Consider the following 22,252-nt stretch of genomic DNA (forward strand, 5'->3'; position numbering starts at 1 on the left):
CTGTGCAGTTACTTGGATTGTGGAATAGAAGAATTGATAGAGTATGTGAAAGAATAAGAGCCTGTCGGATTGAAGAAAGTTCGTGCAGGCTTTTGTTGTGTCAAGAAATAGGGAAAATGTAGTGAGGTCAAGGAACAAGGCGAAGCCGATACAACCTAGGGCAGTCCTTGACGGAACGGACAAAGTCAACAGAACCATGATACAGCAGAGGACTTGAAAGGCCAGAAACCTTGCAAGTCTTCTTGTCTATTATTGGGCGTTATGTTTAAGTAGTATCAGAACGGAGAAAGCGGTGCAGACAGAAGCGTATGCGTTCCGTTCCGTCCATTGCAGGGCATTGAGAAAATCACAGACAGGGTGGTGCCGCTTTTGGTGTTATAAATTAGTTTATTTGAGTTTCAGATAATTTTAACTGCTTATGAAGAGAAAGAGCCATCAACAGACTGATGAGAAAAGAAAGGACATCAGCGATTGGCTGTGCGTATAAAATTCCATTTAATCCCCATATGGAGGGAAGAATGAGAATAACAGGGATAAAGCAGATCCCTTGTCTGCATGCCCCAAGTAAGAAACCTTCTTTTCCTTTTCCTAATGCCAGGAAAAGAGAGGAATATACTGTGTAATATCCAAAGAGCATAAAAGTAATACCGTTGATTCGTAAGGAACTGGTTCCGATGTGAATCATTTCTATATTTCCGGTTGTAAACCGTGAGACGATTGGTGTTGGAAAGAGGAAAAATGCGAAGCCTACAACAATACAAAAAATGGTTGACCAAAGAATGGAGGTTTTGATTGCCTGACGCAGTCGATGGTATTTCTTTGCACCATAACTATATCCTGCAATAGGCTGGAATCCTTTTATAAAGCCGAATACAGTCAGACTTCCCATAGAAACGAGTCTGGTGACGACACCCATTCCGGCGATGGCAGCATCTCCATAAGCACCGGCAGCGTTGTTAATCAGAGAAATGGAAAGACTGGTTAATAGTTGAAATACAAGCGTAGGAACTCCGATTTTGAATATTTCTGAAAAAATCTCTTTGGAAAAGGAACAGTCTTTTAAGCGGAAACGAAAAATACTTTTTTTGCTGAAAAGGTAGTACAGGTAAACGAGAGTAGATATAATCTGTGAAATTGCGGTTGCAATGGCTGCACCTGAAACACCCAAATTAAAGGTATAGATAAAAATCGGATCTAAAGCAATGTTCAAGACTGCTCCAATCAGCAGGGCGAACATTGTAGTCTTAGCAGCTCCTTCGCTTGTGACAATGTTGTTCATGGTAACGTTAAATACATTGAAAATACAAGAAATAATGTAAATTTCTGCATAGGTCATTGCGTAAGGAAGAATGCTTTTGGTTGCACCGAGAAGAATTAAAATCGGCTCTAGAAATACAACGCAGAAAAGAATGAGAACTGTCCCTACGGACAAACTGCAATAAAGAGAAGTGCTTGCAACTTTATTTGCTTGTTCGTCTTTCCCTTGTCCCAGTAGTCTTGAAATGTAGGATGCTGCCCCGTTTCCAAATAGTAATCCTAAACCGACAACAACTTGTCCAAGAGGGTAAACGATAGAAATTGCCCCCATTGGGCTTTCACCTAATCCGCTTACAAAGTACGCATCTACAAGATTATACAAAGCGTTAATCAGCATTCCAATCATGGTTGGGATTCCCATAGCCAAGAGTGCTTTTGGAATAGGTGCATTTCCGAGTAATTCCATTTTTTGCTTTTGATTGTTCATAACGTGTAACTCCTTTCACTTGACATATAATATAAAATATACTACTATAAAATATAGTAATTGAAATGCAAAAGTTATACTACTATAATTTACAGTAGTTGTCAAGATGGAAGGAGGAAAAACAAATGGCGACCATTGACTTAATTGTGTTAGGAATGTTAAAAAAAGAGGAATTAAGTGCATATGACATTCAGAAACTGGTGGAATATCGGAACATCTCAAAATGGGTAAAGATTAGCACACCTTCTATTTACAAAAAAGTGATTCAGTTAGAACAGAAAGGGTTCATTTCCAGCCGAATGGAAAAGGAGGGAAATATGCCGGAAAAAGCAGTGTATTCGTTAACGGAAAGTGGAAAGGCGGAGTTTAAAAAACTGATGCATGAGCTTTCTAAAAAGCCGATTCATATGTTTTTAGATTTCAATGCAGTCATTGTGAATTTAGAGAGTATGACCAAAGAAGAGCAACGGGACTGTTTAGATGAAATAGAAATGAATACAGATATTCTCTTAAACTATTTAGAAGATAATCTGAAATTGAAAGAAAAAGCGGAAGATGTTCCAGCAACAGGTATGGCGGTCCTTCATCAGCAGCTTACGTTAGCAAAAGCAATTAAGGCATGGATTGCTGATTTGAAAAAGTCGTTGCTTTAGTGGTAAGTCGTGTGTTTTTGAATACAAATTTTATTTCATTGACAAGAATTTTTTATTCTGTTAGGTTATGAATATGTAAGATCTTACAGACGAAAAATCATAAAAGCAGGTGTAAGAATGTATCATGGGAGATTTAAAAATACACATTATCAAACTGGTTTTGACTGGGGAGAAATGTTAAGAAAACATGGAAATTTTATTCATGAGAAACATACGTTTCAGATTACAGAAGAACGAAAAAAGTTTGCAATGCAGTGTCTGCCAGTTTATGAGAAATATTATCCCAAAGTTCGTAAAGCCGGTTTCAATGCAGGGTTATTGGTTCGGTATCTTTTGGAAAAGTGTAGAACAACGGAAGAAGCGGTACTGATTAAAGTAATCAGCGCTGTTTCTTTATGCGCAAAACGTACCAAATGATCACCAGTTTTCTACCAAGTCTTTACCGATTTCTTTTATAAAATCTGCATCGCAAATTTGCAAGAAAAATACAAATATTTTAAAATATTTGTAACGAAACTATCTTTTTTTCGACTAACCTATGAAAAGAAGGAGGTGAGCAGTTCTGGACTACGAAAAATTATATCATTCATACTATATGCAAGTGTATTCGTATGTTATGACAATCATAAGAAATCCGTCTTGTGCAGAAGAAATAACTCAAAATACATTTTTTAAGGCGATGACGGCGAAAAAACAATTTAAAGGTAATTCTAGTGAACTTACATGGTTATGTGGAATTGCAAAACATCTTGCGATTGATGAATGTCGAAAAAACACAAAGTTATCGGAATTAGATGAAGCGGTTTCAACATCAACTGTTGATATAGAGAAAGCAACAGAGGATAAGGATACTGCTCTTCAAATTCATTTGATTCTTCACGAACTGCAAGAACCCTATAAAGAAGTATTTCAGTTGAGAGTTTTTGGAGAATTATCATTTTCACAAATAGGAATGATTTTTCAAAAAACTGAAAACTGGGCAAGAGTTACTTATCATAGGGCAAGATTGAAAATTCAGGAAAGGATGGTAGAAAATGGGTAAAGATAAATTTAATGAATGTGATGTTGTGCAAGATTTACTTCCGCTTTATTATGACAATGCCTGTACTTCGGCTAGTAAAAAAATGGTGGAACAGCATTTAATGACTTGCGAGAAATGTAAAAAAACATATGAAGCATTGAGAAATACTACGATTGATACAGTTATGAAAGATGAAGCAGAGGGTATATTAGAGAGGCATGCAAAAAAAGAAAGAAATATGGCATACAAGGCAGGAATTATGATAGCTCTAATACTCATGGTTCCAGTTGTGATTACGTTTATTGTATCAATGAGTAGTGGTGGTGGCTTAGGAGTGTTTGCGGTATTAACGGCTTCTATGTTGTTGGTAGCATCATTGTCAGTTGTACCACTCCTTTCTACACAAAGAAGAATGACAAAAAGTATATTAGCCAGCGTAATAGCGTTACTTCTTATATTCTTTTTTGTAGACCGAATGAATGGAGGGGGAGAATTTGTTTTGTGGACGATACCAACGATTTTTGGATTGTCCATTGTATTTTTTCCATTGGTAATTAGGAATATCACATTGCCACCAATTTTGTCTGATAAAAAGGCGTTGATTACATTGACATGGGATACCTTGTGGCTTTTTCTTACGATTTTTGAAGTGTGCAATCATTCGGGAGATATAGAAGGAATGAGAACTGGTTATACAGTTTCACTTATTCTTATGACAGGAGTATGGCTTATATTCTTGGTAGCAAGGTATCTTCCGGTAAATGTATGGATAAAAGCGGGAATAATTTTAATCATAAGTTGTATTTGGATGGCATTTACAAATGATGTGTATGCATATTTTGCGGAACATAAAAAGCAATTAACAATTCTTTCAACTAATTTTTCTGATTGGTCAACTAATATTTGCGTTAATGCAAATGTCTATACTCTAATTTTAATTTTTGGAGGTATAGTAGGCGGTGGCTTATTAGTATATGGAATTATCAATATGAAGAGAAAACGGTTAAAGTGATGTGAAGTAGTGAGGTCAAGGAACAAGGCGTAGCCAACAGCACCATGATACAGCAGAGGACTTGAAAGGTCAGTATTATAAACCTTACCTTTCTCGCTCTGCTCTAAGCTGTTTGGGAGCATAGTTTTTTTCCCATTCCCTAAGAAGATGAAAATAATCTGTTAGCACCTTGTAACAATGATTTTCTTCTTTTTGATATTTCTGTTCCGGTGTCGGATTACGAATACGAGGGCGGACACGGGGCTTTTGTCGGCTGTCATAGTTAAGACCAAAATCTTCAGCAAGATTAACAGCATCTCCGGTCACTCCGCAGCCAAAACAGTAATAGCGTTCATCCAGCTTCATACTGGGGGAATTATCCGAGTGAAACGGACAGCACGCCATGCCTGTGCGACCGACTTTCAAGCCATGGGCTTCTGCGGCTTGTCGGGCAGTAACATTTCCTTTTACAACTTCAAATACATTCATGTGACTCCTTTCCTGAAACGAAAAAAGCACCTGTCATTTTCAAAGTGAAAACAGTAAGTGCCTTAGAGTTCCATATTCAATTTTGGGAGCAAAAAAGCAGGAAATCTTTTCAGATTTCCTGCTCAGTAAAGCTGTGGAGATTTAATTTCCTTATTTTAAAACATAATTACGATTCCTGTTTGACAAGAACGATTATCATAGAACGATTGTATTTGTCCCCACTCATAATGATATTCGACACCTGTCATACTCTTTTTACTGGGAGTGCCTAAGCATTTCCTTAAAAATCTATTATTTTCTTCTCGCAACTTTTCTAAAACCGTATCATTCATTGTTTCATATTTCATAGAATATTTTTTGTCTGCTCGAACCAATTCAATCTTTTTCACTTTTCCATGTCTTCCATAGATTGTAACATGGAACTTCTTATAAAGCCATCTTAATGGTTTCTTAGAAATCAATATTGTATAAGAATAATCTGTTTGAACAATCTTAAAATCAATTTCTTTAAACAAAGAAATACTTCCTTTGGAAGGAATTTTATATTCCCCTATTTTTAACATATCTTCCTTTAACTCATCCTTTACTTCGAGAATCTCCATGCTTACTATAAAAACAGTATAGCCTTCACACATCACAACGGTAACTATTTTTGCCCATAGCACATCTGGAACAAACATATTCCAAGCTATAAAAGGGAGCAAAGCTGATACTGCCGCAATGAACAGCAGAAGCACTCTCCAGATATATTTTTTCTTTCTTTTTCCTTCATGGGTTAAATTTTCATCATATGCAAGATGCCCCGGACCTGAAAAGTTTAGTAAATATTCCTTAAAAAACGACACCAGAGCCGCTCCCCAGGAAGATTTCTTCTGTTCCTTCATACTACACAATCTCCTCTGCTATATGGTTGTTTCTCATTCTATGGTTGTTTCTCATTCTATGGTTTTTCTCATAACCGCATTATACCTCATCGATCCAAAGAATGGAAGAAATTTTCTTGCTTGTGTCTCTGACAAACCACTCATTCATAATATTCAGAAATGGTGCGAACTCACTGCTTTCTTGACGGTCACTGTCAATACCATTATTGATTGCTATAAATCGAACTTCCTTTTCTCTAAAGAGAATATCAGTGACAAAACCTACTTGCAAATACAAGCAGTGATATCCCCTCTTTTTTTCAAAATAACTGGTGTTAGATGTTAAAGAATATGATAATATAAAAGAAATATACAAATAAGAATTTAGAAATGAGGTGTTTTTATGGAATATATTAGAGTAACCAACGAAAATATAGACAAAGAGCATATATGCTGTGCGATTTCAAATAACAATGATATCCAAGTATCATCAAAAAAGGCTTGGCTACAAGAACGATTTGATGAAGGATTAGTTTTCCTAAAGAGCGAAGAACGAGGAAAGTGTTTTGTTGAGTATATTCCTGCAGAAAACGCTTGGAACCCTATTGTTGCAGATGGTTATATGTATATTAACTGTCTTTGGGTGGCTGGTTCATTCAAGGGGCATGGATACTCAACAGACTTATTAAATGCGTGCATTGAAGATAGTAAAATAAAAGGAAAAAAAGGGTTATGTATTCTATCTTCCAAAAAGAAAAAAACATTTTTAGCTGACCCCAAATTCTTAAAACACAAAGGTTTTGATGTTTGTGATGAAGCCGATAATGGTATTCAGTTATGGTTTTTAACATTTGATAAAAATACTTCGTTACCTAAATTCAAAGTGTGTGCAAAGCACCTTCGCATTGATGAAATGGGATATGTTTTGTACTATACCAGCCAATGCCCATTTAATGCGAAATATGTTCCTATTGTAGAAGAAATAGCAAAAGAAAAGGGCGTACAGTTTAAAGCTATTCATTTGCAAAGTAAAGAGCAAGCCCAGAACGCACCGACACCGATTACAACTTATGCCCTGTTTTATAACGGGGAATATTTAACAAATGAACAGATGAATGATAAAAGATTTTTAAAGTTGTTGGCAAAATAAATTGGAAAATCAGAATTTTCCAGTTTGTGCCAGACAGTTTTTGATGTGACTGTCTGCTTTTTCCTTTTCATTATAATTGATAGCAGTGGTATAAAATGGTTTATACTTATCATTCTGTATCACCAACTACTGAAAGAAAAAGGAATTAGCAAGATCAGAGATTACAGCAGAGCATAGAGAAAGCGATATACAAAATGGTAAAGAAATCTAAGATAAATGAAATCAAAATGGAAGTGCAGGGGAGAATCATTCCCATACAGGTGATTCGCTCTGACAGAAAGAGTATTGGTCTGGAAATTCGACAGGATACGTCTGTGATTGCGAGAGTTCCATACCGACTTTCCGACAAAGGATTAGAAACCTTTTTAGAAAAGCATACGGAGTGGATTCTTTGTAAACGGAAGTTAGCAGGGAAAAGGCAGGATTACAGAAGGTTTACGAATGCACCGCCATTTTCACAGCTTACGGCAAAGGAGCGGGAACAGATAAAGGAGAAAATAGCCGCACGGGTAAAATATTATTGTGAGGTTATGGGAGTTACGGTTGGCAGAATCACCATCCGGAATCAGAAAACACGGTGGGGAAGCTGCAGTTCTAAGGGAAATGTAAACTTTAATTATCAGTTATACTATCTTCCGGAAAAACTTTTGGACTATGTGGTGGTACATGAACTGGCGCACCGCCGGCACATGAACCATTCCTCTTTGTTTTGGACAGAAGTAGGACGGTATTTCCCTGATTTTCAGGAGTGCAGGAAACAGTTGGGGGAATATGGACTTGCCCAAAATGAAGTGAGATAAGAATAAAAAGGCAGAGGGGCGTCTCTGCCAGAAACCACCTTATGGAAGAGGGGGTTCATAGCAGAGCGGATGACCGGACAGACCTGTTTCAGGGAGTTGTATGTCCGAATTTGCCCATACGCTGGAATTTCAGGTGGATAAGCTGGAATTTCTTCTGCAGTCGCTGATAAAGATGTCCCGTCTGGAAACGGGAACTTTTTCCATGCATATAGAAGAACGGAATCTGCACAATACGTTGGTGCAGGCCGTGAAGGATGTGTGGCAGGCGGCAGAGAAAAAGAAACTGCAGATAGACCTGGAGTGTGTTGGGGAAATTACGGCAAAGTATGATGAAAAATGGACGCTGGAGGCATTGGAAAATATACTGTCCAATGGCGTGAAATATACTCCGGAAAGGGGAAGCATCCGTATCAGCGTGCATCCCTGGCAGTTTTACACCAGAGTGGACATTACGGATACGGGTATTGGGATTGCCGAAGAACATTACAACGATATTTTTCAGCGGTTTTACCGGGCAGAGGAGGTTTCTGCCCAGGAGGGTGTGGGGCTGGGACTGTATCTGACCCAGACGATTTTGAATAAACAGAGGGGGTATATTACCGTAAAATCAAAGCCCGGACAGGGAAGCACCTTCTCTGTCTATTTATTAAGCGGAATGGAAGACGGGAAAAGGACATAAGGAAGACATGGAAAGTATTATCACAGTAAAAGATTTGAAAAAGTATTATGGAAAGGGAGAAGGCCGGATAAAAGCTTTAGACGGCGTAAATCTGGAGATTGAAAAAGGAAAATTTACAGCGGTTACGGGCTCGTCCGGAAGCGGAAAAACCACTCTTTTCAACATGATTGGCGGTCTGGATTACCCGGACAGTGGTAGCGTAACAGTGGATGGTATAGAATTACAGGGCATGAGGGAGCGTCAGCTGGCGGTTTTCAGGCGGAGTAAAATCGGCTTCATTTACCAGAGTTATAATCTGATACCCTCCCTTACAGTGCAGGAGAATATTCTGTTTTCTGTAAATCTGGGGAAACAGGCTGTGGACTGGGTATTTTTTCAGGAGATTACAGGGTTTTTAAAGTTGGATAAGCGTCTGAATGATTATCCTCATCAATTATCCGGAGGAGGACAGCAGAGAGTGGGCATTGCCAGGGCATTGATGCTGAAAAGCGGGATTGTGTTGGCAGATGAGCCAACCGGAAATCTGGATTCGCGCACCAGTCAGGAGGTGTTGGGTCTGTTGAAATCTGCGGCGGATACTTATCGTCAGACTTTGGTTATGATTACCCATAATCCCGATATTGCCCAGATGGCGGATCGGGTTGTCCGTATGGAGGACGGTAAAATTCTGGAAAGGGTGGGCAGGCAGGATGGAAAATAACAATCTGCATGTCTGTCGGAAATTGATTTTTCGTCAGATGAAAACCTATAAAAAGCAGAATCTGCTGCTTGTTTTTACGATTTTGCTCATTTGCATGGTATATACCCTGCTGTTTCTTTTCCAAAAGGGAGAGGAGTGGGCCTACTTTTTTAAATATCAGCAGACCTTTGGTTCTGAAAGCCAGATTGTATACCGCAATCTGACAGAGGTGCAGGCAGAGGCGCTTTTGCAGCAGGAAAATGTAAAGAAGAGTGTTCGTCTTCAGCCTCTTGGAAGGCTTGGCGGGGAAATTTTGGAATACCGGCAGCCCTATCTGGCAGCAGTCAATGACGCGTATGCCAAAACCGTTTTCTGTGCGCCTACAGAGGGACGAATGCCAAAAAAGGCAGGGGAAATTGCCCTGGATACTATGACGCTGGATTCTTTAGGGCTTCCTCACAAGTTAGGGACAGAGTTTGAGGTTTTGTGGACTAAAGAAGGGGAGGAGGTTGTACAGGAAGCGGTATTTATGCTGTGCGGCTTCTGGAACGGTCAGCCTTTTCAGGGTGAAACGTATGCCTGGATTACGGAGAAAACGGCAGAAGGTCTTTCTCCCGGATATAGGGAAAACATACAGGAAAACGAAATATTGGGAGTGGATGTGTACCAGACGGATAAATTGGAAGAAAAAGCGGTAAGTATGGCCAAAAAAGCGGGAATTTCAGAGGAACAGGTCTTTGTGAATTTGGCTTATAATCAGGTTAACCAGGAAAAGACAGAAGAAAAACTGCGCTCTTATGTGATTTTTGCGCTGTTTGCCTTTGGGGTGTCTGGGGGCCGGCTGGATTTTTCAGAACTTCGGGAACAAAATTCTGGAGATACTCATAAGTACGAATCCCGGACTTTCTGCTTTTTCTTTCCTGCCGGCGGCAAAAGGCGGAGTATTGGCACTTTTTACCGTGATTGCGGCTGTTCTTTATGACAATTGGAGATTGTTTTTTAAGACCCCCACAGAAATCTTTGCAGAACGGGAAAAGAAACGTCAGCGAAAGAGAAAATCCTGGAAAACCGTGAGCATTGGGCGAATGGCTTGGTTGTCCGTGGGAGAAGTGAAGGGGAGTTTTTTTGCCTGTATGCTGCTGTTGTTTCTGTCTTCCTTTTTTCTGTGCAGTGTGTTTATCCGTTATATCAGCTATGATGTGGACTATTATCTGAAAGAGGTAGCTGCCAGTGATTATACCGTGGCGGATGCCTCCTGTGCCTCCCGGAATCAAAGATACAACGAGGCGGCAGGGGGTATCTCAGAGGAAATGGTGGAGAATCTGCGGCAGCTTCCGGGGGTGGAAAAATTCGGAGAAACGTTGTCTCATGAAGTACAGCTGACAGCAGATGAGGCTCTGTATCAGACCATCACGGATTTTTATCACGGTCCCTGTGATTATGACCCTGATATCAGCCGAAAGGAAAGCATGGAAGGAGATCCGGATTGGATAGCGGGAATCGAAAAATTTGAAAAAGAGAAAACTTATACCAGCGTGCTGTATGGCACAGAAGGATATGGGTTGGAATTTATGACTATGCCTCACTATCTTTTGGACGGTGCCTTTGATGCAGAAAAATATGCTTCGGGAGATTACGTCATCGCTGTAGGCGCTTCTGCAGCAGCCTGGATTTCGGCAGCGCCTGCAGGAAGTAAAATTCAGATAGAAGATAAGACCTTTACTGTTATGATGACCGTGCAGGACCCTGCTATGTTTCCTATGGGCAGCAACAGTAAGGAGGCGGCCTGTTCTCTCAATTATCTTATGCCGCCGCAAGCCTTGCGGGACTTGTATCCCCATCTTTCCGTGCGGCAGATAAATTTCAATGTGGAGGAATCCCAAAAAGCGGCTGTAGAGAAAATCCTGAAAACTTATGAAGCGGAGGGGAAAATTGCGGTGGAGAGAAGGGAAGAAACGGAACAGGCTTTTGCGCAGGAAACCTTTCTTTCTATTTCCGTGCAGTTTGTAACCGGTCTGTTTCTCTTTTTGATTGCGGTGTTAAGCTACGGCAATCTTCTCATGAACCGTATGATGCTGCGGAAGAGAACCTTTGCCCTGTATCAAGGATTGGGAATGGACCTGCCGGGAGTGAGGCGTATGGTGCTGTACGAGGGACTGATTTACGGTGCAGGGTCTATACTCGCGGTATTTCCGGCTGTGGCCCTGCTTTTATGGTACGGAATGCCTCTGTATTATGAGTCGGACGCAGCGTATATATATTCCATAGACTGGGCAGTTACCTATGAATTTTCTCTGCTTCCGTTGTTTGTAACAGGCGGGGTGCTGCTGTTGATTTCTCTTCTTCTGCCACAGCTTTGTCTGATGGGAATGGAGAAAAAAAGTATTACAGAACGGCTTAGAAATATAGAATAAGAGAAAGGCACATTTTTGTGACGGGAAAAGTTACAAAAATGTGCCTTTTCTGTGCCCGGATTGAGACTTGTATCTGTTAGACTATTTTTATCAGAAAGAGAAAGCAGGAGGAAAAGACATGGACGCAATTTTACAGGTGCGGAATCTGAAAAAATATTATGGAAAAGGAGATACTTTGGTAAAGGCTCTTGACGGAGTGAATCTGGATATTGAAAACGGGAAATTTACAGCCATTATAGGATCTTCAGGCAGCGGAAAATCCACTTTGCTCAACATGCTGGGAGGTCTGGATTGTCCCACATCAGGAAGTATTAAAGTGGGAAATACGGAATTGGCCGCGTTAAATAGTGAGGAGGCTACCATTTTCCGCCGTCAGCAGATAGGATTTATTTTCTAGAATTACAATCTGGTGCCGGTACTCAGTGTGTGGGAGAACATTATTTTTCCCGTAGCCATGGATGGGAAAAAGCCGGATAAGAAGTTTGTTATGCAGGTGGTGAAGCTTTTGGGACTGGAAAAAAGGTTGGACAGTATGCCAAACCAGCTTTCCGGGGGACAGCAGCAAAGAGTGGCGATTGCTAGGGCTCTGGCTTCCAAACCCTCCATTGTACTAGCTGATGAGCCAACCGGAAATCTGGACTCGAAGACCAGTGATGACGTTATCGGGCTTTTGAAAATGACGGGAAAAGAGTTTCACCAGACCATTGTGATGATTACCCATAACCCGGAAATCGCCCAGATGGCAGACTGCATTGTCCGTATTGAGGACGGAAAGATTGTACAGCAGCAGGGGAGGATATTATGAAGAAGAACAATCTTATGAAAACACTGACCAACCGTACGTTCTGTCAGAATAAGGGGCGCAATCTGGTGGCAGTGCTTGCTGTTTTTTTAACTACTCTGATGTTTACTACTTTATTTGTGCTCGCTCAAAGTATCAGCGAAAACATAATAACCATGAATTTTCGTCAGTCCGGGTATGATGCACAGATTTCTTTTAAAGAAATCACAGGAGAAGCAGCAGAGAAAATTGCAGGACATCCTAAGGTAAAAGGCGTTGGCGAGAGCATTGTCCTTGGGCTGGCAGAGAATGAAAAGCTGGCAGGACGCCAGGTGGAAATCCGTTGGGGAGATGATATGTATGCCAGCCATTCCTTTGCAGAACCAACAACCGGACATATGCCGCAAAAAGAAAACGAACTGGCAGCGGGAACAGAAGTGCTGGATAAACTGGGGATACCTCATAAGCTGGGAGAAGAGGTGACCTTGCAGTGGCGCAGGGATATCAACAGCCCGGAAGTGACAGAAAGCACTTTTACCCTCTGTGGTTTTTGGGAAGATAATGCTTCTTCCTATGCCAGCTATGCCTGGGTCAGCCGGGAATTCGCAGAGAAAATGACAGGGGGAGTGGAAAATTCAGAGGGACAGGTTTTGGGACTTCATATGGCCCAGGTGCATTTGAAAAATACGAAAAATATAGAAAGCACCATGGATAGCGTCCTAAAAGACACAGGTCTGGAAGAATTGGAATATGGGGTAAACCTGGCATATTCCCCGGAAATGGGGGTTCAGGCCGCGCAGGAAAGTCTGCCTATGTATGCAGGTATGTTTCTGGTATTTGTGGCAGGATATCTGATTATTTATAACATTTTCCAGATTTCAGTATCTGCAGATATTCAGTTTTACGGGAAATTGAAAACCCTGGGAACTACCAAAAAACAGATTAAAAAACTGATTTACGGACAGGCAAACCGTTTATGCGCCATTGGGATTCCCCTGGGGCTTGTTTTTGGGTGGCTTTTGGGCATGAAGCTGGTGCCAGGCTTGATTAGCTGGTCAGATGGAAGTGCAGTGGTTTCTGGCAGTCCTGTGATTTTCATAGGTTCTGCGGTGTTTGCATGGATTACCGTGTGGGTTTCCTGTCTGCGCCCGGCCAGAATTGCAGGAAAGATTTCTCCTATGGAAGCGCTTCGTTATTGTGACGCAGAGACAAAAATCGGAAAGAAAAAACGTCCTAAAACGGTGTCCGTGGAACAGATGTCCTGGGCAAATCTCTGGAGGAATAAAAAGCGTACAATAACCGTGATTTTGTCGCTGACTCTGGCGCTGGTACTGCTCTCCGCTTTTTATGCAAAGAATGCTTCTTTTGATATGAATGTGTATCTGGAGGAACTGGCGGCTGCAACTTTACAGTTTGACGATGCAGACAGTGAAGAGCGGGTGAACGGGTATGACCCCACAGACAGCACTATAGATGAGGCGCTTGTAGAAAAAGTGCAGCAGCTTCCGGGAAAAACAGAAGAGGGCTGTCTGTATTCCAGGGAATTTTCTATGAAGCTCAGTGACAACGCTGTGAAGAATATGGAGAATTATTATACAGAAGAGGTTTTGCAGGACTGGGCATCCTTTGACAAGGGCGGGGCCGAAGACTGCCGAAAAGCCATGGAAACCAAAGAAGTAACTGCCGAAATCATAGGACTTGAAGGGATTCCTCTGGACAGTATCACAAAAGAAAAATACCTTTTAGAAGGTACTTTTGACAAAGAAAAGTTTGCTGCAGGAAATTATCTTCTGGCAGAGGGACCAAGCACAGAGGAGAAAAATGTGACCATGCCTACGTATTCCGTGGGAGAAAAGGTGGAAATTCAGGGGAAAACCTTTGAAGTTATGGCTGTAGTAGCCCCTTTCAGTCCTGTGACAGAAGGTGCTTCTGAGGATGGGGAGGACAACCGTTATACTATGGGCCTTCTTATGCCGGCAGAGCGTTTTTGCCAGCTCTGGCCGGACAGCACCATGAGAAAGCTGTATGTCAATGTGGAAGAAGAAAAAACGGCACAGGCAGAAGAAGAGGTGAGAACCTATCTGAAGGAAACGGGAAATCACTCCAATCTGACTTCTAAAGCCACCATTGCAGAGCAGTATGAAAAACAGACAAAATCCTCTGCGGTTATGGGAAATGCAATCAGCGTGGTGATTGCCATAGTAGGAATTTTAAATTTTATAAATAGTATGGTAACATCCGTTGTGAGCCGGAGAAAGGAATTTGCTATGATTCAGAGTGTAGGTATGAGCAAAAAGCAGCTGCGGAAAATGCTGATTTTAGAAGGGCTGTATTATGCGGGACTGACTTTGGCTGCGTCTTATGCTGTCAGCAGCTTGGTCATCGGAACCGTGATACGCAGTATGGTGGAAGGCGGCATGTCAAGCTTTCAGTTTACGCTGTTTCCACTGGTGGTTTGTACACCTATATTGGTGATTTTTGCGGTAGCAGTGCCCTATTTCTGCTTCCGGAATCTGGAGAAGCAGAGTCTGGTGGAAAGACTGCGGAATGAATAAAAGAAACAGGTGACTTTAACACTTCTTAGTGCTATAATGAATTTCAGAAATACAGACAGAGGAGAAGAACTTTATGCTTGCAGTAATGAAATTCGGTGGAAGTTCTGTAGCAGATTTGGGAAAAATCAGAAATGTAGCAGAACGATGCATTAAGAAATGGAAAGATGGAAATCAGGTGATTGTGGTGCTTTCGGCTATGGGAAAGACCACAGACGGGCTTATCAGCCAGGCGCAGCAGATTACGGATATGCCGTCCAGAAGGGAGATGGATATGCTGTTGTCTACAGGAGAACAGGTATCGGTATCCCTTATGGCCATGACCATGCTTCAGATGGGAGTACCTGCCATTTCTTTAAATGCATGGCAGGTGGCGATGCACACGACTTCTGCTTATCAGAATGCAAAACTGAAGAGAATTGATACAGAACGTATCCGCAAGGAACTGGATTCCAACAAAATTGTAGTGGTTACCGGTTTTCAGGGAATTAATAAATACGAAGATGTGACTACTTTGGGAAGAGGCGGCTCCGATACAACGGCAGTGGCTCTTGCAGCGGCCATGAATGCAGACGTCTGTGAGATATATACCGATGTAGACGGCGTATACAGCGCAGACCCCCGTATTGTCCCAAATGCCAGAAAAATGGAAGAGGTTACTTACGAGGAAATGCTGGAATTTGCTTCTCTTGGAGCAAAGGTATTACATAACCGCTGCGTGGAGATGGCGAGAAGATATAATGTAAAGCTGGTGGTGAAATCCAGTATGAGCGAAGCAGAAGGAACAGTGGTAAAGGAGAGCACAAAAATGGAAAAAATGCTGATAAGCGGTGTGGCAACCGATAAGAATATTGCGAAAATTACAGTGGCAGGAATGAAAGATGACCCGGAAAGCACATTCCGCCTTTTGAACCTGCTGGCCAAACACGGAATGAACATTGACGTTATGATTCAGTCTCTGGAAAAGGACGGAACCAAAACACTGACCTTTACCATTGCCAGACCGGATATGCTCATGGCAGCAGAACTTTTAAAACAGCACAGCGATGTGCTTGGAACTGTAAACATCAGTTGTGAGGAGGATGTTGCAAAAGTTTCCGTAGTCGGTGCAGGTGTCAGCTCAAATCCCGGTGTGGCAGCAAAAATGTTCGAGGCGCTTTCTGATGCAGGGATTAACACGGATATGATTACAACCTCGGAAATCCGTATCACCGCAGTCATTGCAGAAAATGAAGCGGAAGCAGCTATGCGGGCAGTGCATGACCGGTTTGCGGCTGAATGGGAATAAAGAACGTGTGAAATAAGGAACTGTCTTATGAAGCAGGCAGCAGAGATACCTAAAAGGGCTTTGCGGATGTGTATTCATAAGGCAGTTTTTGTTTTGGAGATTTTGGAAGAATTGGATAATTTACTGAAATAAAGCATGACAGGAAAATAGATAGATGTTATACTGGGAAAAAGGAGGAAGAAGGTATGGATATCAGAACAATTCTGCTGGTACTCTTATTTTTCGTGCTTCTTGGCTGGGTGGTTTTCTGCGGGGTACAGTTTTTCAGAAGCGGCGTAAAAGTAGTGGCAGACGGAGAATTTACCGGTCATATAAAGTGCGAAATATGTGGAACGGAGTATGAAGTAAGCGCCGGAGAATTTACAAAAAGTATTATGGCAAAATCTGTGAGAACGACAAAAACCCGTATTCAGAACGGTGCATTTGTAAACCGTCCCCACTATTCTTATTATGCCAAGAAGTTTTCCTGTCCCCATTGCCGGAAACGACGGTATGGACAGGTACTGAACATCAACGAGCTTCAGAAAAAAATGCTGAAGCCTTCTATTCGGGCCGGGGTGAAGTGGCTGGTTTTTATGGCTGTAGGCGGTGTGCTTATCTTAGGCGTTTTTTGGGTTCCCATGCGTGCAGCAAACAGAGCAGCAAAGGAAAGGGCAGACGAGATGCGGCAGGAGAGATATGAAGATTTGAAGGACAAATATGGAATAGAATAATTCATAGAGGCAGGATATGACAAAGAAACAGATAACAAATATTGAGGTGAAAAAGAATAACAGAAACCGGATTTTTCGCTATATCCGCAAAGCAGGTGTTGTTTCCAATCCGGACATTGCTTACCATCTGCAAATGAGTCTTCCCACCGTGACCCAGAATACAAAAGAATTTTTGGAAAGAGGACTTTTGCAGGAAGTGGGGGAACTGGCTTCTACCGGAGGCCGGAGGGCAAAGGCTTTAAAAGTTTGTGCGGATTTTCGGCTTGCAGCAGGAATAGATATTACCGGAAATCATGTGAGCATGCTCTTGGTGAATTTGCAGGGAGAGATTCTGGACTGTCAGAGATTTGCAAAACCATATGAAAAGGGAATGGCTTATTACCAGGAACTGGCACAGAATCTGGAAAGATTTTTGGATAAAAACCAGGTGGACAGAACTCGGTTCCTGGGATTGGGTATTTCCTTTCCGGGAATCGTAAATTTTGAGAAGAAGGCCATTACATATTCCCATGTGCTGGGGGTGGAATGGCTGCCCTTAGAGGAGGTCAGCGCCTGCTTTCCTTATGCCTGTTTTTTCCTGAATGATGCCAATGCTGGTGCGTATGCGGAGGGTCTGCAGGCAGACCGTGGGGAAGAGTTTTTCTATCTGTCTCTCAGTAATACCGTAGGCGGTGCAGTATTCGCCCACGGAGAGCTTTCCCAGGGAAAAAATTTCCGCTGCGGTGAAGCGGGACATATGACTCTTGTTCCGGACGGCGGGTTGTGCTACTGTGGTAAAAAAGGCTGTCTGGATGTCTATTGTTCCGCAAAAAGGCTGGCTGATACGAAAGAGGGAAACTTGGAGGCATTCTTTTCTGCTCTGAAAGCAGGGGAAGAAAAAAGTGCTGCACTTTGGGAGGATTACACAGATAAACTGGCTGTAGCGGTGAATAATCTTCATATGATACTGGACTGTGACATTGTACTGGGAGGGTATGTGGGCAGTTATCTGGAACCGTATCTGGATGCTGTCTGGAAAAAAATTTACCAGCGAAATACGTTTGGCGAGAGCATGCCTTTCGTAAGAGCCTGCCGGTATCAAAGGGGAGCGGCGGCTCTGGGAGCCGGATTAAGAGTCATCGAATCTTTTCTGGAAACCGTGTAAAACAGAGAAAATTACCATTTTTTTATTGACTTTTTTGTTCCTTTGCTATACTATAAAAACATAATAAAACTGTTTAATTAAGTATAAAATAAAGAAAATAAGCGGAGGGACAGCCATGGAAGGTAAAATGAAAACAGCGGTTATGCTGGAGATTGGTAAAATGGGATTTGAGGAGCGTGATATTCCCACACCGAAGGATGATGAAGTTCTGGTAAAACTGGAATATGTGGGTATTTGCGGAAGTGACTTGCATTATTATGAATCAGGGGCTATTGGAGATTTTATTGTAAAGCCGCCTTTTGTGCTGGGACATGAACCGGGCGGCACAGTTGTAGAAGTGGGCAAAAATGTCACCCATTTAAAAGTCGGTGACAGAGTAGCCTTAGAGCCGGGAAAAACCTGTGGACACTGTGAATTCTGCAAAGAAGGTAAATACAATCTCTGCCCGGATGTGGAATTTTTTGCAACACCGCCGGTTGACGGAGTTTTTCAGGAATATGTGGCACACGAAGCAGGGCTTTGCTTTAAACTGCCGGACAACGTAAGTACACTGGAAGGTGCTTTGATTGAACCTTTGGCTGTTGGTTTCCATGCAGCCATTCAGGGAGATGCGCACCTGGGACAGAAGGCCGTAGTTATGGGAGCGGGATGTATTGGTCTGGTGTCTATGATGGCTTTAAAGGCCAGAGGTGTGACAGAAGTTTATGTAGTGGATATCATGGAGAAACGTCTGGAAAAAGCCCTGGAATTAGGAGCGACCGGAGTCATTAACGGTGCGAAAGAAGACGTGGCAGCCCGTATAAAAGAGCTGACTGCTGGCAAAGGCGCAGACCTGGTAATTGAAACAGCAGGAAGTGAAATTACCACAAGACAGGCCATACAGATTACAAAGAAAGGTGCTACCATTGTGCTGGTAGGATACAGTAAAACCGGAGAAGTAACATTGCCTATGAGTATCGCTCTGGACAAGGAGCTGACCTTTAAGACGGTGTTCCGTTATCGTCATATTTACCCGATGGCTATTGATGCCGTGGCTTCCGGAAAGGTAAATCTGAAGGGGATTGTAACGGATATATTTGATTTGGATGATGTACAGAAGGCTATGGATTACAGTATTCATAACAAGGCGGAAATTGTAAAAGGTGTCATTAAAATTCACGGATAAGATTTTCAGGTAACAGAAGAAGACCCTCGTGTGTCAGAAGAAAAGCAGACATACGGGGGCTTTTTGTTGTATGAAAAAATATCAGAAAAAGCATGACGAAAGAAGTGGAGAATGGTATAATAAAGCCAATCATCTGCCCGGGAGGCAATTACAGGAGGACGAAAAATGGAAGAACAAAAGAGAAGCTGTGAATTGGAAAAAATGGGCTGCGGCGGCTGTAGTATGTTGTCTCTGTCTTATGAAAAACAGTTAAAAAAGAAACAGAAAAGATTGGAAAAGCTTCTTGGAAAATTCGGAAAGGTGCAGCCTGTGATTGGAATGGAGAACCCCTGGCATTATCGAAATAAAGTAATTTCGACCTTTACACGTGGAGAGGGAAAGAGGCTGCAGAGCGGAATTTATGCCCAGGGAACCCATAGGGTAATACCGGTAGAACGGTGTTTTCTTCACCAGCCGGCTTTGGATAAAGCTGTAGAGGCTGTGCGAAAAGCGGCAGCAGACTGCAAATACCAGCCTTATGATGAGGATAGAAGGACAGGGCTGATTCGCCATGTTTTAGTAAGGCATAGTCTGACGACGGATGAAGTTATGGCTGTTCTGGTAACAGCTTCACCGATTTTACCGGGCTCTAAGGCATTTGTAAAGAAGATTCGCGAATTTTGCCCTAATATTACCACCATTGTGCAGAATATAAATCCTCGTTCCACCAGTGCTGTTCTGGGTGACAAGGAGAAGATTTTGTATGGGAAAGGCTATATTACGGATTCCCTTTGTGGAGTGAAGTTTCGTATCGCGCCTTCGAGTTTTTACCAGGTGAATCCGAAACAGACGGAAATTCTATATCAGAAGGCCATCGAAGCTGCCGGGCTGAACGGGAAACAGACGGTTCTGGACGCTTACTGCGGTGTAGGGACCATTGGACTTACTGCAGCAAAGCATGCGAAAAGTGTTTTGGGCGTGGAACTGAATCAGAGTGCGGTTCGATGCGCGGTGGAAAACGCTAAGGAAAATCATTTGGGAAATGCCCGGTTTTTGTGCGGGGATGCCACAAGATTTATACAGAAGCTGGCGACCAGAGGAGAGCATATGGACGTGGTCTTTATGGACCCGCCCAGAGCAGGCAGCACTCCGGAATTTCTCCAGGCGGTAAGCCGTATGAGGCCGAAGAAACTGGTGTATATTTCCTGCAATCCGGAGACGCTGCAGAGGGATTTGGAGATATTGGTGAAGCAGAGATGGAAGGTGGAATGGATACAGGGAGTGGATTTGTTTCCGATGACGGAGCATTGTGAATGTATCGCAAAGCTGACTTATTGTGATGATAAGAGGAAATAGAACGATATAAATTTGGCAGTATTAGAGAAGACGATATGGCGCGAAATTTACAAGATCTATGTTGAGAGGCTTATCCTTATCAAAAAAAGTTTGGCAGCTGAATAGCGTGTAAAAAGATTAGAAAAAATCCTTATTTTGTTGAAATTTTCTTCGAATCGCGCTAAAATAGCAATAGATGTTATGCAAAAGCAATAAGCAAGGCAGAAAAGAGTACGAGAAAAGCTGTCAGATATAAAAGGAAATCCTTTTTTTCTGGACAGCTTTTTTATTCTGGCAGGAGGTAAAGAGATATGGCAAAATATGTAATGGCATTAGATGCGGGAACCACAAGTAACCGCTGCATTCTATTTAATAAAAAAGGGGAAATCGTAAGCTTTGCCCAGAAGGAGTTTACCCAGTATTTTCCAAAGCCGGGTTGGGTGGAACACGATGCAAACGAAATCTGGTCCAACCAGCTGGGCGTTGCTGTGGAGGCAATGCAAAAAGCCGGTGCAGAGGCTGAGGATATTGCGGCCATCGGTATTACCAATCAGAGAGAAACTGCAGTGGTATGGGATAAAAATACAGGAGAGCCGGTTTATCATGCTATTGTGTGGCAGTGCAGAAGGACTTCGGAATATTGTGACTCTCTGAAAGAAAAAGGACTCACGGATGTATTTCGGAAGAAAACCGGACTGATTATCGACGCCTATTTTTCCGGAACGAAAGTAAAGTGGATTTTAGACCATGTGAGAGGGGCCAGGGAGAAAGCTGAAAGGGGAGAACTGCTTTTTGGAACCGTAGAAACCTGGCTGATATGGAAAATGACAAAGGGTGCTGTCCATGTGACGGATTATTCCAATGCTTCCAGAACGCTGCTCTACAATATCAATACTCTGGAATGGGACGAGGATATTTTAAAGGAATTGGATATCCCCCGGTGTATGCTGCCGGATGTGAAGCCTTCCAGCTGTATTTACGGTGTGACGGACAGCAGTTTTTTCGGAGGCGAAATTCCTATCGGAGGAGCAGCAGGAGACCAGCAGTCCGCACTTTTTGGACAGGCCTGCTTTTCCAGGGGAGATGCAAAGAATACGTACGGCACAGGCTGTTTCCTTTTGATGAATACAGGAGAACAACCAGTGTTTTCCGAAAATGGGCTGGTTACAACCATTGCCTGGGGATTGGACGGTAAAGTGAATTATGCCTTGGAGGGTTCTGTATTTGTGGCAGGCGCTGTGATTCAGTGGCTGCGGGACGAACTGCGTCTTATTGATTCCGCAGAGGATTCCGAATATATGGCGCAGAAAGTAAAAGATACCAATGGGTGTTATGTGGTTCCGGCATTTACCGGGCTGGGGGCGCCATATTGGGATCAATATGCAAGAGGAACCATTGTGGGACTTACCCGTGGGGTGAATAAATGCCATATTATCCGGGCTTCTCTGGAATCACTGGCTTATCAGGTGCATGATGTGATTGAGGCCATGAAAGCAGATTCCGGCATGGAAATTAATTCCCTGCGGGTAGACGGTGGGGCCAGCGCCAATAATTTCCTTATGCAGGCCCAGGCGGATATGATACAGGTGCCGGTGAAACGTCCGGTCTGTGTGGAAACTACGGCTATGGGCGCCGCTTATCTGGCTGGTCTGGCTGTGGGATACTGGAACAGCAAAGAGGAAATTATGGAAAACTGGAGTGTTGACCGAACCTTTACACCTGCAATTACAGAAGAGGAGAGGGACAAAAAGTCCAAAGGCTGGAAAAAAGCGGTGAAATGCGCTTACGGCTGGGCAAGAGAAGAATAGCGGA

The 22,252-nt window shown here is 42.5% G+C and carries 20 protein-coding genes and 2 pseudogenes; 18 read left to right on the forward strand and 4 right to left on the reverse strand.

The window, feature by feature from the left end:
- Nucleotides 1-382 precede the first annotated feature (382 nt).
- Nucleotides 383-1,744 carry an MATE family efflux transporter gene (locus tag G5A70_RS13825; protein ID WP_173750115.1) on the reverse strand — a complete coding sequence of 454 codons (1,362 nt, stop codon included), beginning with the start codon at nucleotides 1,742-1,744 and terminating at the stop codon, nucleotides 383-385.
- A gap of 125 nt (nucleotides 1,745-1,869) precedes the next feature.
- Here G5A70_RS13825 and G5A70_RS13830 point away from each other — a divergent pair, with 125 nt between their 5' ends.
- From G5A70_RS13830 to G5A70_RS13845, 4 genes are all read left to right on the forward strand, one after another.
- Nucleotides 1,870-2,397 carry a PadR family transcriptional regulator gene (locus G5A70_RS13830; protein WP_173750116.1) on the forward strand — a complete coding sequence of 176 codons (528 nt, stop codon included), beginning with the start codon at nucleotides 1,870-1,872 and terminating at the stop codon, nucleotides 2,395-2,397.
- Between the two features lie 174 nt (nucleotides 2,398-2,571).
- Complete coding sequence (locus tag G5A70_RS13835) at nucleotides 2,572-2,814, forward strand: carcinine hydrolase/isopenicillin-N N-acyltransferase family protein (RefSeq protein WP_173750117.1); 243 nt, start codon at nucleotides 2,572-2,574, stop codon at nucleotides 2,812-2,814.
- Between the two features lie 199 nt (nucleotides 2,815-3,013).
- A complete protein-coding gene (locus tag G5A70_RS13840) occupies nucleotides 3,014-3,439 on the forward strand; it encodes an RNA polymerase sigma factor (protein WP_244092066.1) in 426 nt (141 codons plus the stop codon).
- Entirely contained in the window at nucleotides 3,432-4,430 is a 999-nt protein-coding gene (locus tag G5A70_RS13845) for a zf-HC2 domain-containing protein (RefSeq protein ID WP_173750118.1), read from the forward strand. Before G5A70_RS13840 ends, G5A70_RS13845 begins: the two co-directional genes overlap by 8 nt.
- A gap of 84 nt (nucleotides 4,431-4,514) precedes the next feature.
- Here G5A70_RS13845 and G5A70_RS13850 read toward each other — a convergent pair whose 3' ends face one another.
- The 3 genes and pseudogenes from G5A70_RS13850 to G5A70_RS13860 form a co-directional block, all read right to left on the reverse strand.
- Entirely contained in the window at nucleotides 4,515-4,898 is a 384-nt protein-coding gene (locus G5A70_RS13850) for a CHC2 zinc finger domain-containing protein (RefSeq protein WP_226853448.1), read from the reverse strand.
- A gap of 155 nt (nucleotides 4,899-5,053) precedes the next feature.
- Nucleotides 5,054-5,782: a hypothetical protein gene (locus tag G5A70_RS13855; RefSeq protein ID WP_173750119.1), complete on the reverse strand. Its 729-nt coding sequence runs from the start codon at nucleotides 5,780-5,782 to the stop codon at nucleotides 5,054-5,056.
- 97 nt (nucleotides 5,783-5,879) lie between these two features.
- Nucleotides 5,880-6,056: pseudogene (locus G5A70_RS13860) on the reverse strand (recombinase); the annotation flags it as partial.
- A gap of 108 nt (nucleotides 6,057-6,164) precedes the next feature.
- On the opposite strand from G5A70_RS13860, the gene G5A70_RS13865 reads away from it, so the two are divergent.
- From G5A70_RS13865 to glpK, 14 genes and pseudogenes are all read left to right on the forward strand, one after another.
- Nucleotides 6,165-6,911 carry an N-acetyltransferase gene (locus tag G5A70_RS13865; RefSeq protein WP_173750120.1) on the forward strand — a complete coding sequence of 249 codons (747 nt, stop codon included), beginning with the start codon at nucleotides 6,165-6,167 and terminating at the stop codon, nucleotides 6,909-6,911.
- Between the two features lie 194 nt (nucleotides 6,912-7,105).
- The gene (locus G5A70_RS13870) at nucleotides 7,106-7,711 is read left to right on the forward strand and encodes a M48 family metallopeptidase (protein ID WP_226853450.1); all 606 of its coding nucleotides are present in this window, start codon (nucleotides 7,106-7,108) and stop codon (nucleotides 7,709-7,711) included.
- Nucleotides 7,712-7,811: 100 nt separating this feature from the next.
- Nucleotides 7,812-8,390: a sensor histidine kinase gene (locus G5A70_RS13875; RefSeq protein WP_173750121.1), complete on the forward strand. Its 579-nt coding sequence runs from the start codon at nucleotides 7,812-7,814 to the stop codon at nucleotides 8,388-8,390.
- Nucleotides 8,391-8,397: 7 nt separating this feature from the next.
- The gene (locus G5A70_RS13880; protein WP_173750122.1) at nucleotides 8,398-9,090 is read left to right on the forward strand and encodes an ABC transporter ATP-binding protein; all 693 of its coding nucleotides are present in this window, start codon (nucleotides 8,398-8,400) and stop codon (nucleotides 9,088-9,090) included.
- Nucleotides 9,080-10,051 (forward strand): hypothetical protein, encoded by a 972-nt coding sequence (locus G5A70_RS13885; protein ID WP_173750123.1) that lies wholly within the window; start codon nucleotides 9,080-9,082, stop codon nucleotides 10,049-10,051. Before G5A70_RS13880 ends, G5A70_RS13885 begins: the two co-directional genes overlap by 11 nt.
- Complete coding sequence (locus G5A70_RS13890; RefSeq protein ID WP_173750124.1) at nucleotides 10,014-11,483, forward strand: ABC transporter permease; 1,470 nt, start codon at nucleotides 10,014-10,016, stop codon at nucleotides 11,481-11,483. The genes G5A70_RS13885 and G5A70_RS13890 overlap by 38 nt, the downstream gene beginning before the upstream one ends.
- A gap of 118 nt (nucleotides 11,484-11,601) precedes the next feature.
- A pseudogene (locus G5A70_RS13895) lies at nucleotides 11,602-12,288 on the forward strand (ABC transporter ATP-binding protein).
- On the forward strand, nucleotides 12,285-14,819 hold the full coding sequence (locus tag G5A70_RS13900) for an ABC transporter permease (RefSeq protein ID WP_173750125.1): 2,535 nt from the start codon (nucleotides 12,285-12,287) through the stop codon (nucleotides 14,817-14,819). Before G5A70_RS13895 ends, G5A70_RS13900 begins: the two are co-directional and overlap by 4 nt.
- Before the next feature lie 73 nt (nucleotides 14,820-14,892).
- Nucleotides 14,893-16,104, forward strand: a complete 1,212-nt coding sequence (locus tag G5A70_RS13905; protein ID WP_173750126.1) for an aspartate kinase — start codon at nucleotides 14,893-14,895, stop codon at nucleotides 16,102-16,104.
- A gap of 185 nt (nucleotides 16,105-16,289) precedes the next feature.
- Nucleotides 16,290-16,817: a hypothetical protein gene (locus G5A70_RS13910; RefSeq protein ID WP_173750127.1), complete on the forward strand. Its 528-nt coding sequence runs from the start codon at nucleotides 16,290-16,292 to the stop codon at nucleotides 16,815-16,817.
- Between the two features lie 16 nt (nucleotides 16,818-16,833).
- Nucleotides 16,834-17,961, forward strand: a complete 1,128-nt coding sequence (locus G5A70_RS13915; protein WP_173750128.1) for an ROK family protein — start codon at nucleotides 16,834-16,836, stop codon at nucleotides 17,959-17,961.
- A 115-nt stretch (nucleotides 17,962-18,076) separates the two neighbouring features.
- On the forward strand, nucleotides 18,077-19,126 hold the full coding sequence (locus tag G5A70_RS13920) for an NAD(P)-dependent alcohol dehydrogenase (protein WP_173750129.1): 1,050 nt from the start codon (nucleotides 18,077-18,079) through the stop codon (nucleotides 19,124-19,126).
- A gap of 165 nt (nucleotides 19,127-19,291) precedes the next feature.
- Complete coding sequence (gene rlmD / locus G5A70_RS13925; protein WP_173750130.1) at nucleotides 19,292-20,461, forward strand: 23S rRNA (uracil(1939)-C(5))-methyltransferase RlmD; 1,170 nt, start codon at nucleotides 19,292-19,294, stop codon at nucleotides 20,459-20,461.
- 290 nt (nucleotides 20,462-20,751) lie between these two features.
- The gene (gene glpK / locus G5A70_RS13930; protein WP_173750131.1) at nucleotides 20,752-22,248 is read left to right on the forward strand and encodes a glycerol kinase GlpK; all 1,497 of its coding nucleotides are present in this window, start codon (nucleotides 20,752-20,754) and stop codon (nucleotides 22,246-22,248) included.
- Nucleotides 22,249-22,252: the final 4 nt, after the last annotated feature.

The sequence above is a fragment of the Blautia hansenii genome, assembly GCF_013304445.1.
Taxonomy (GTDB): Bacteria; Bacillota; Clostridia; order Lachnospirales; family Lachnospiraceae; genus Blautia.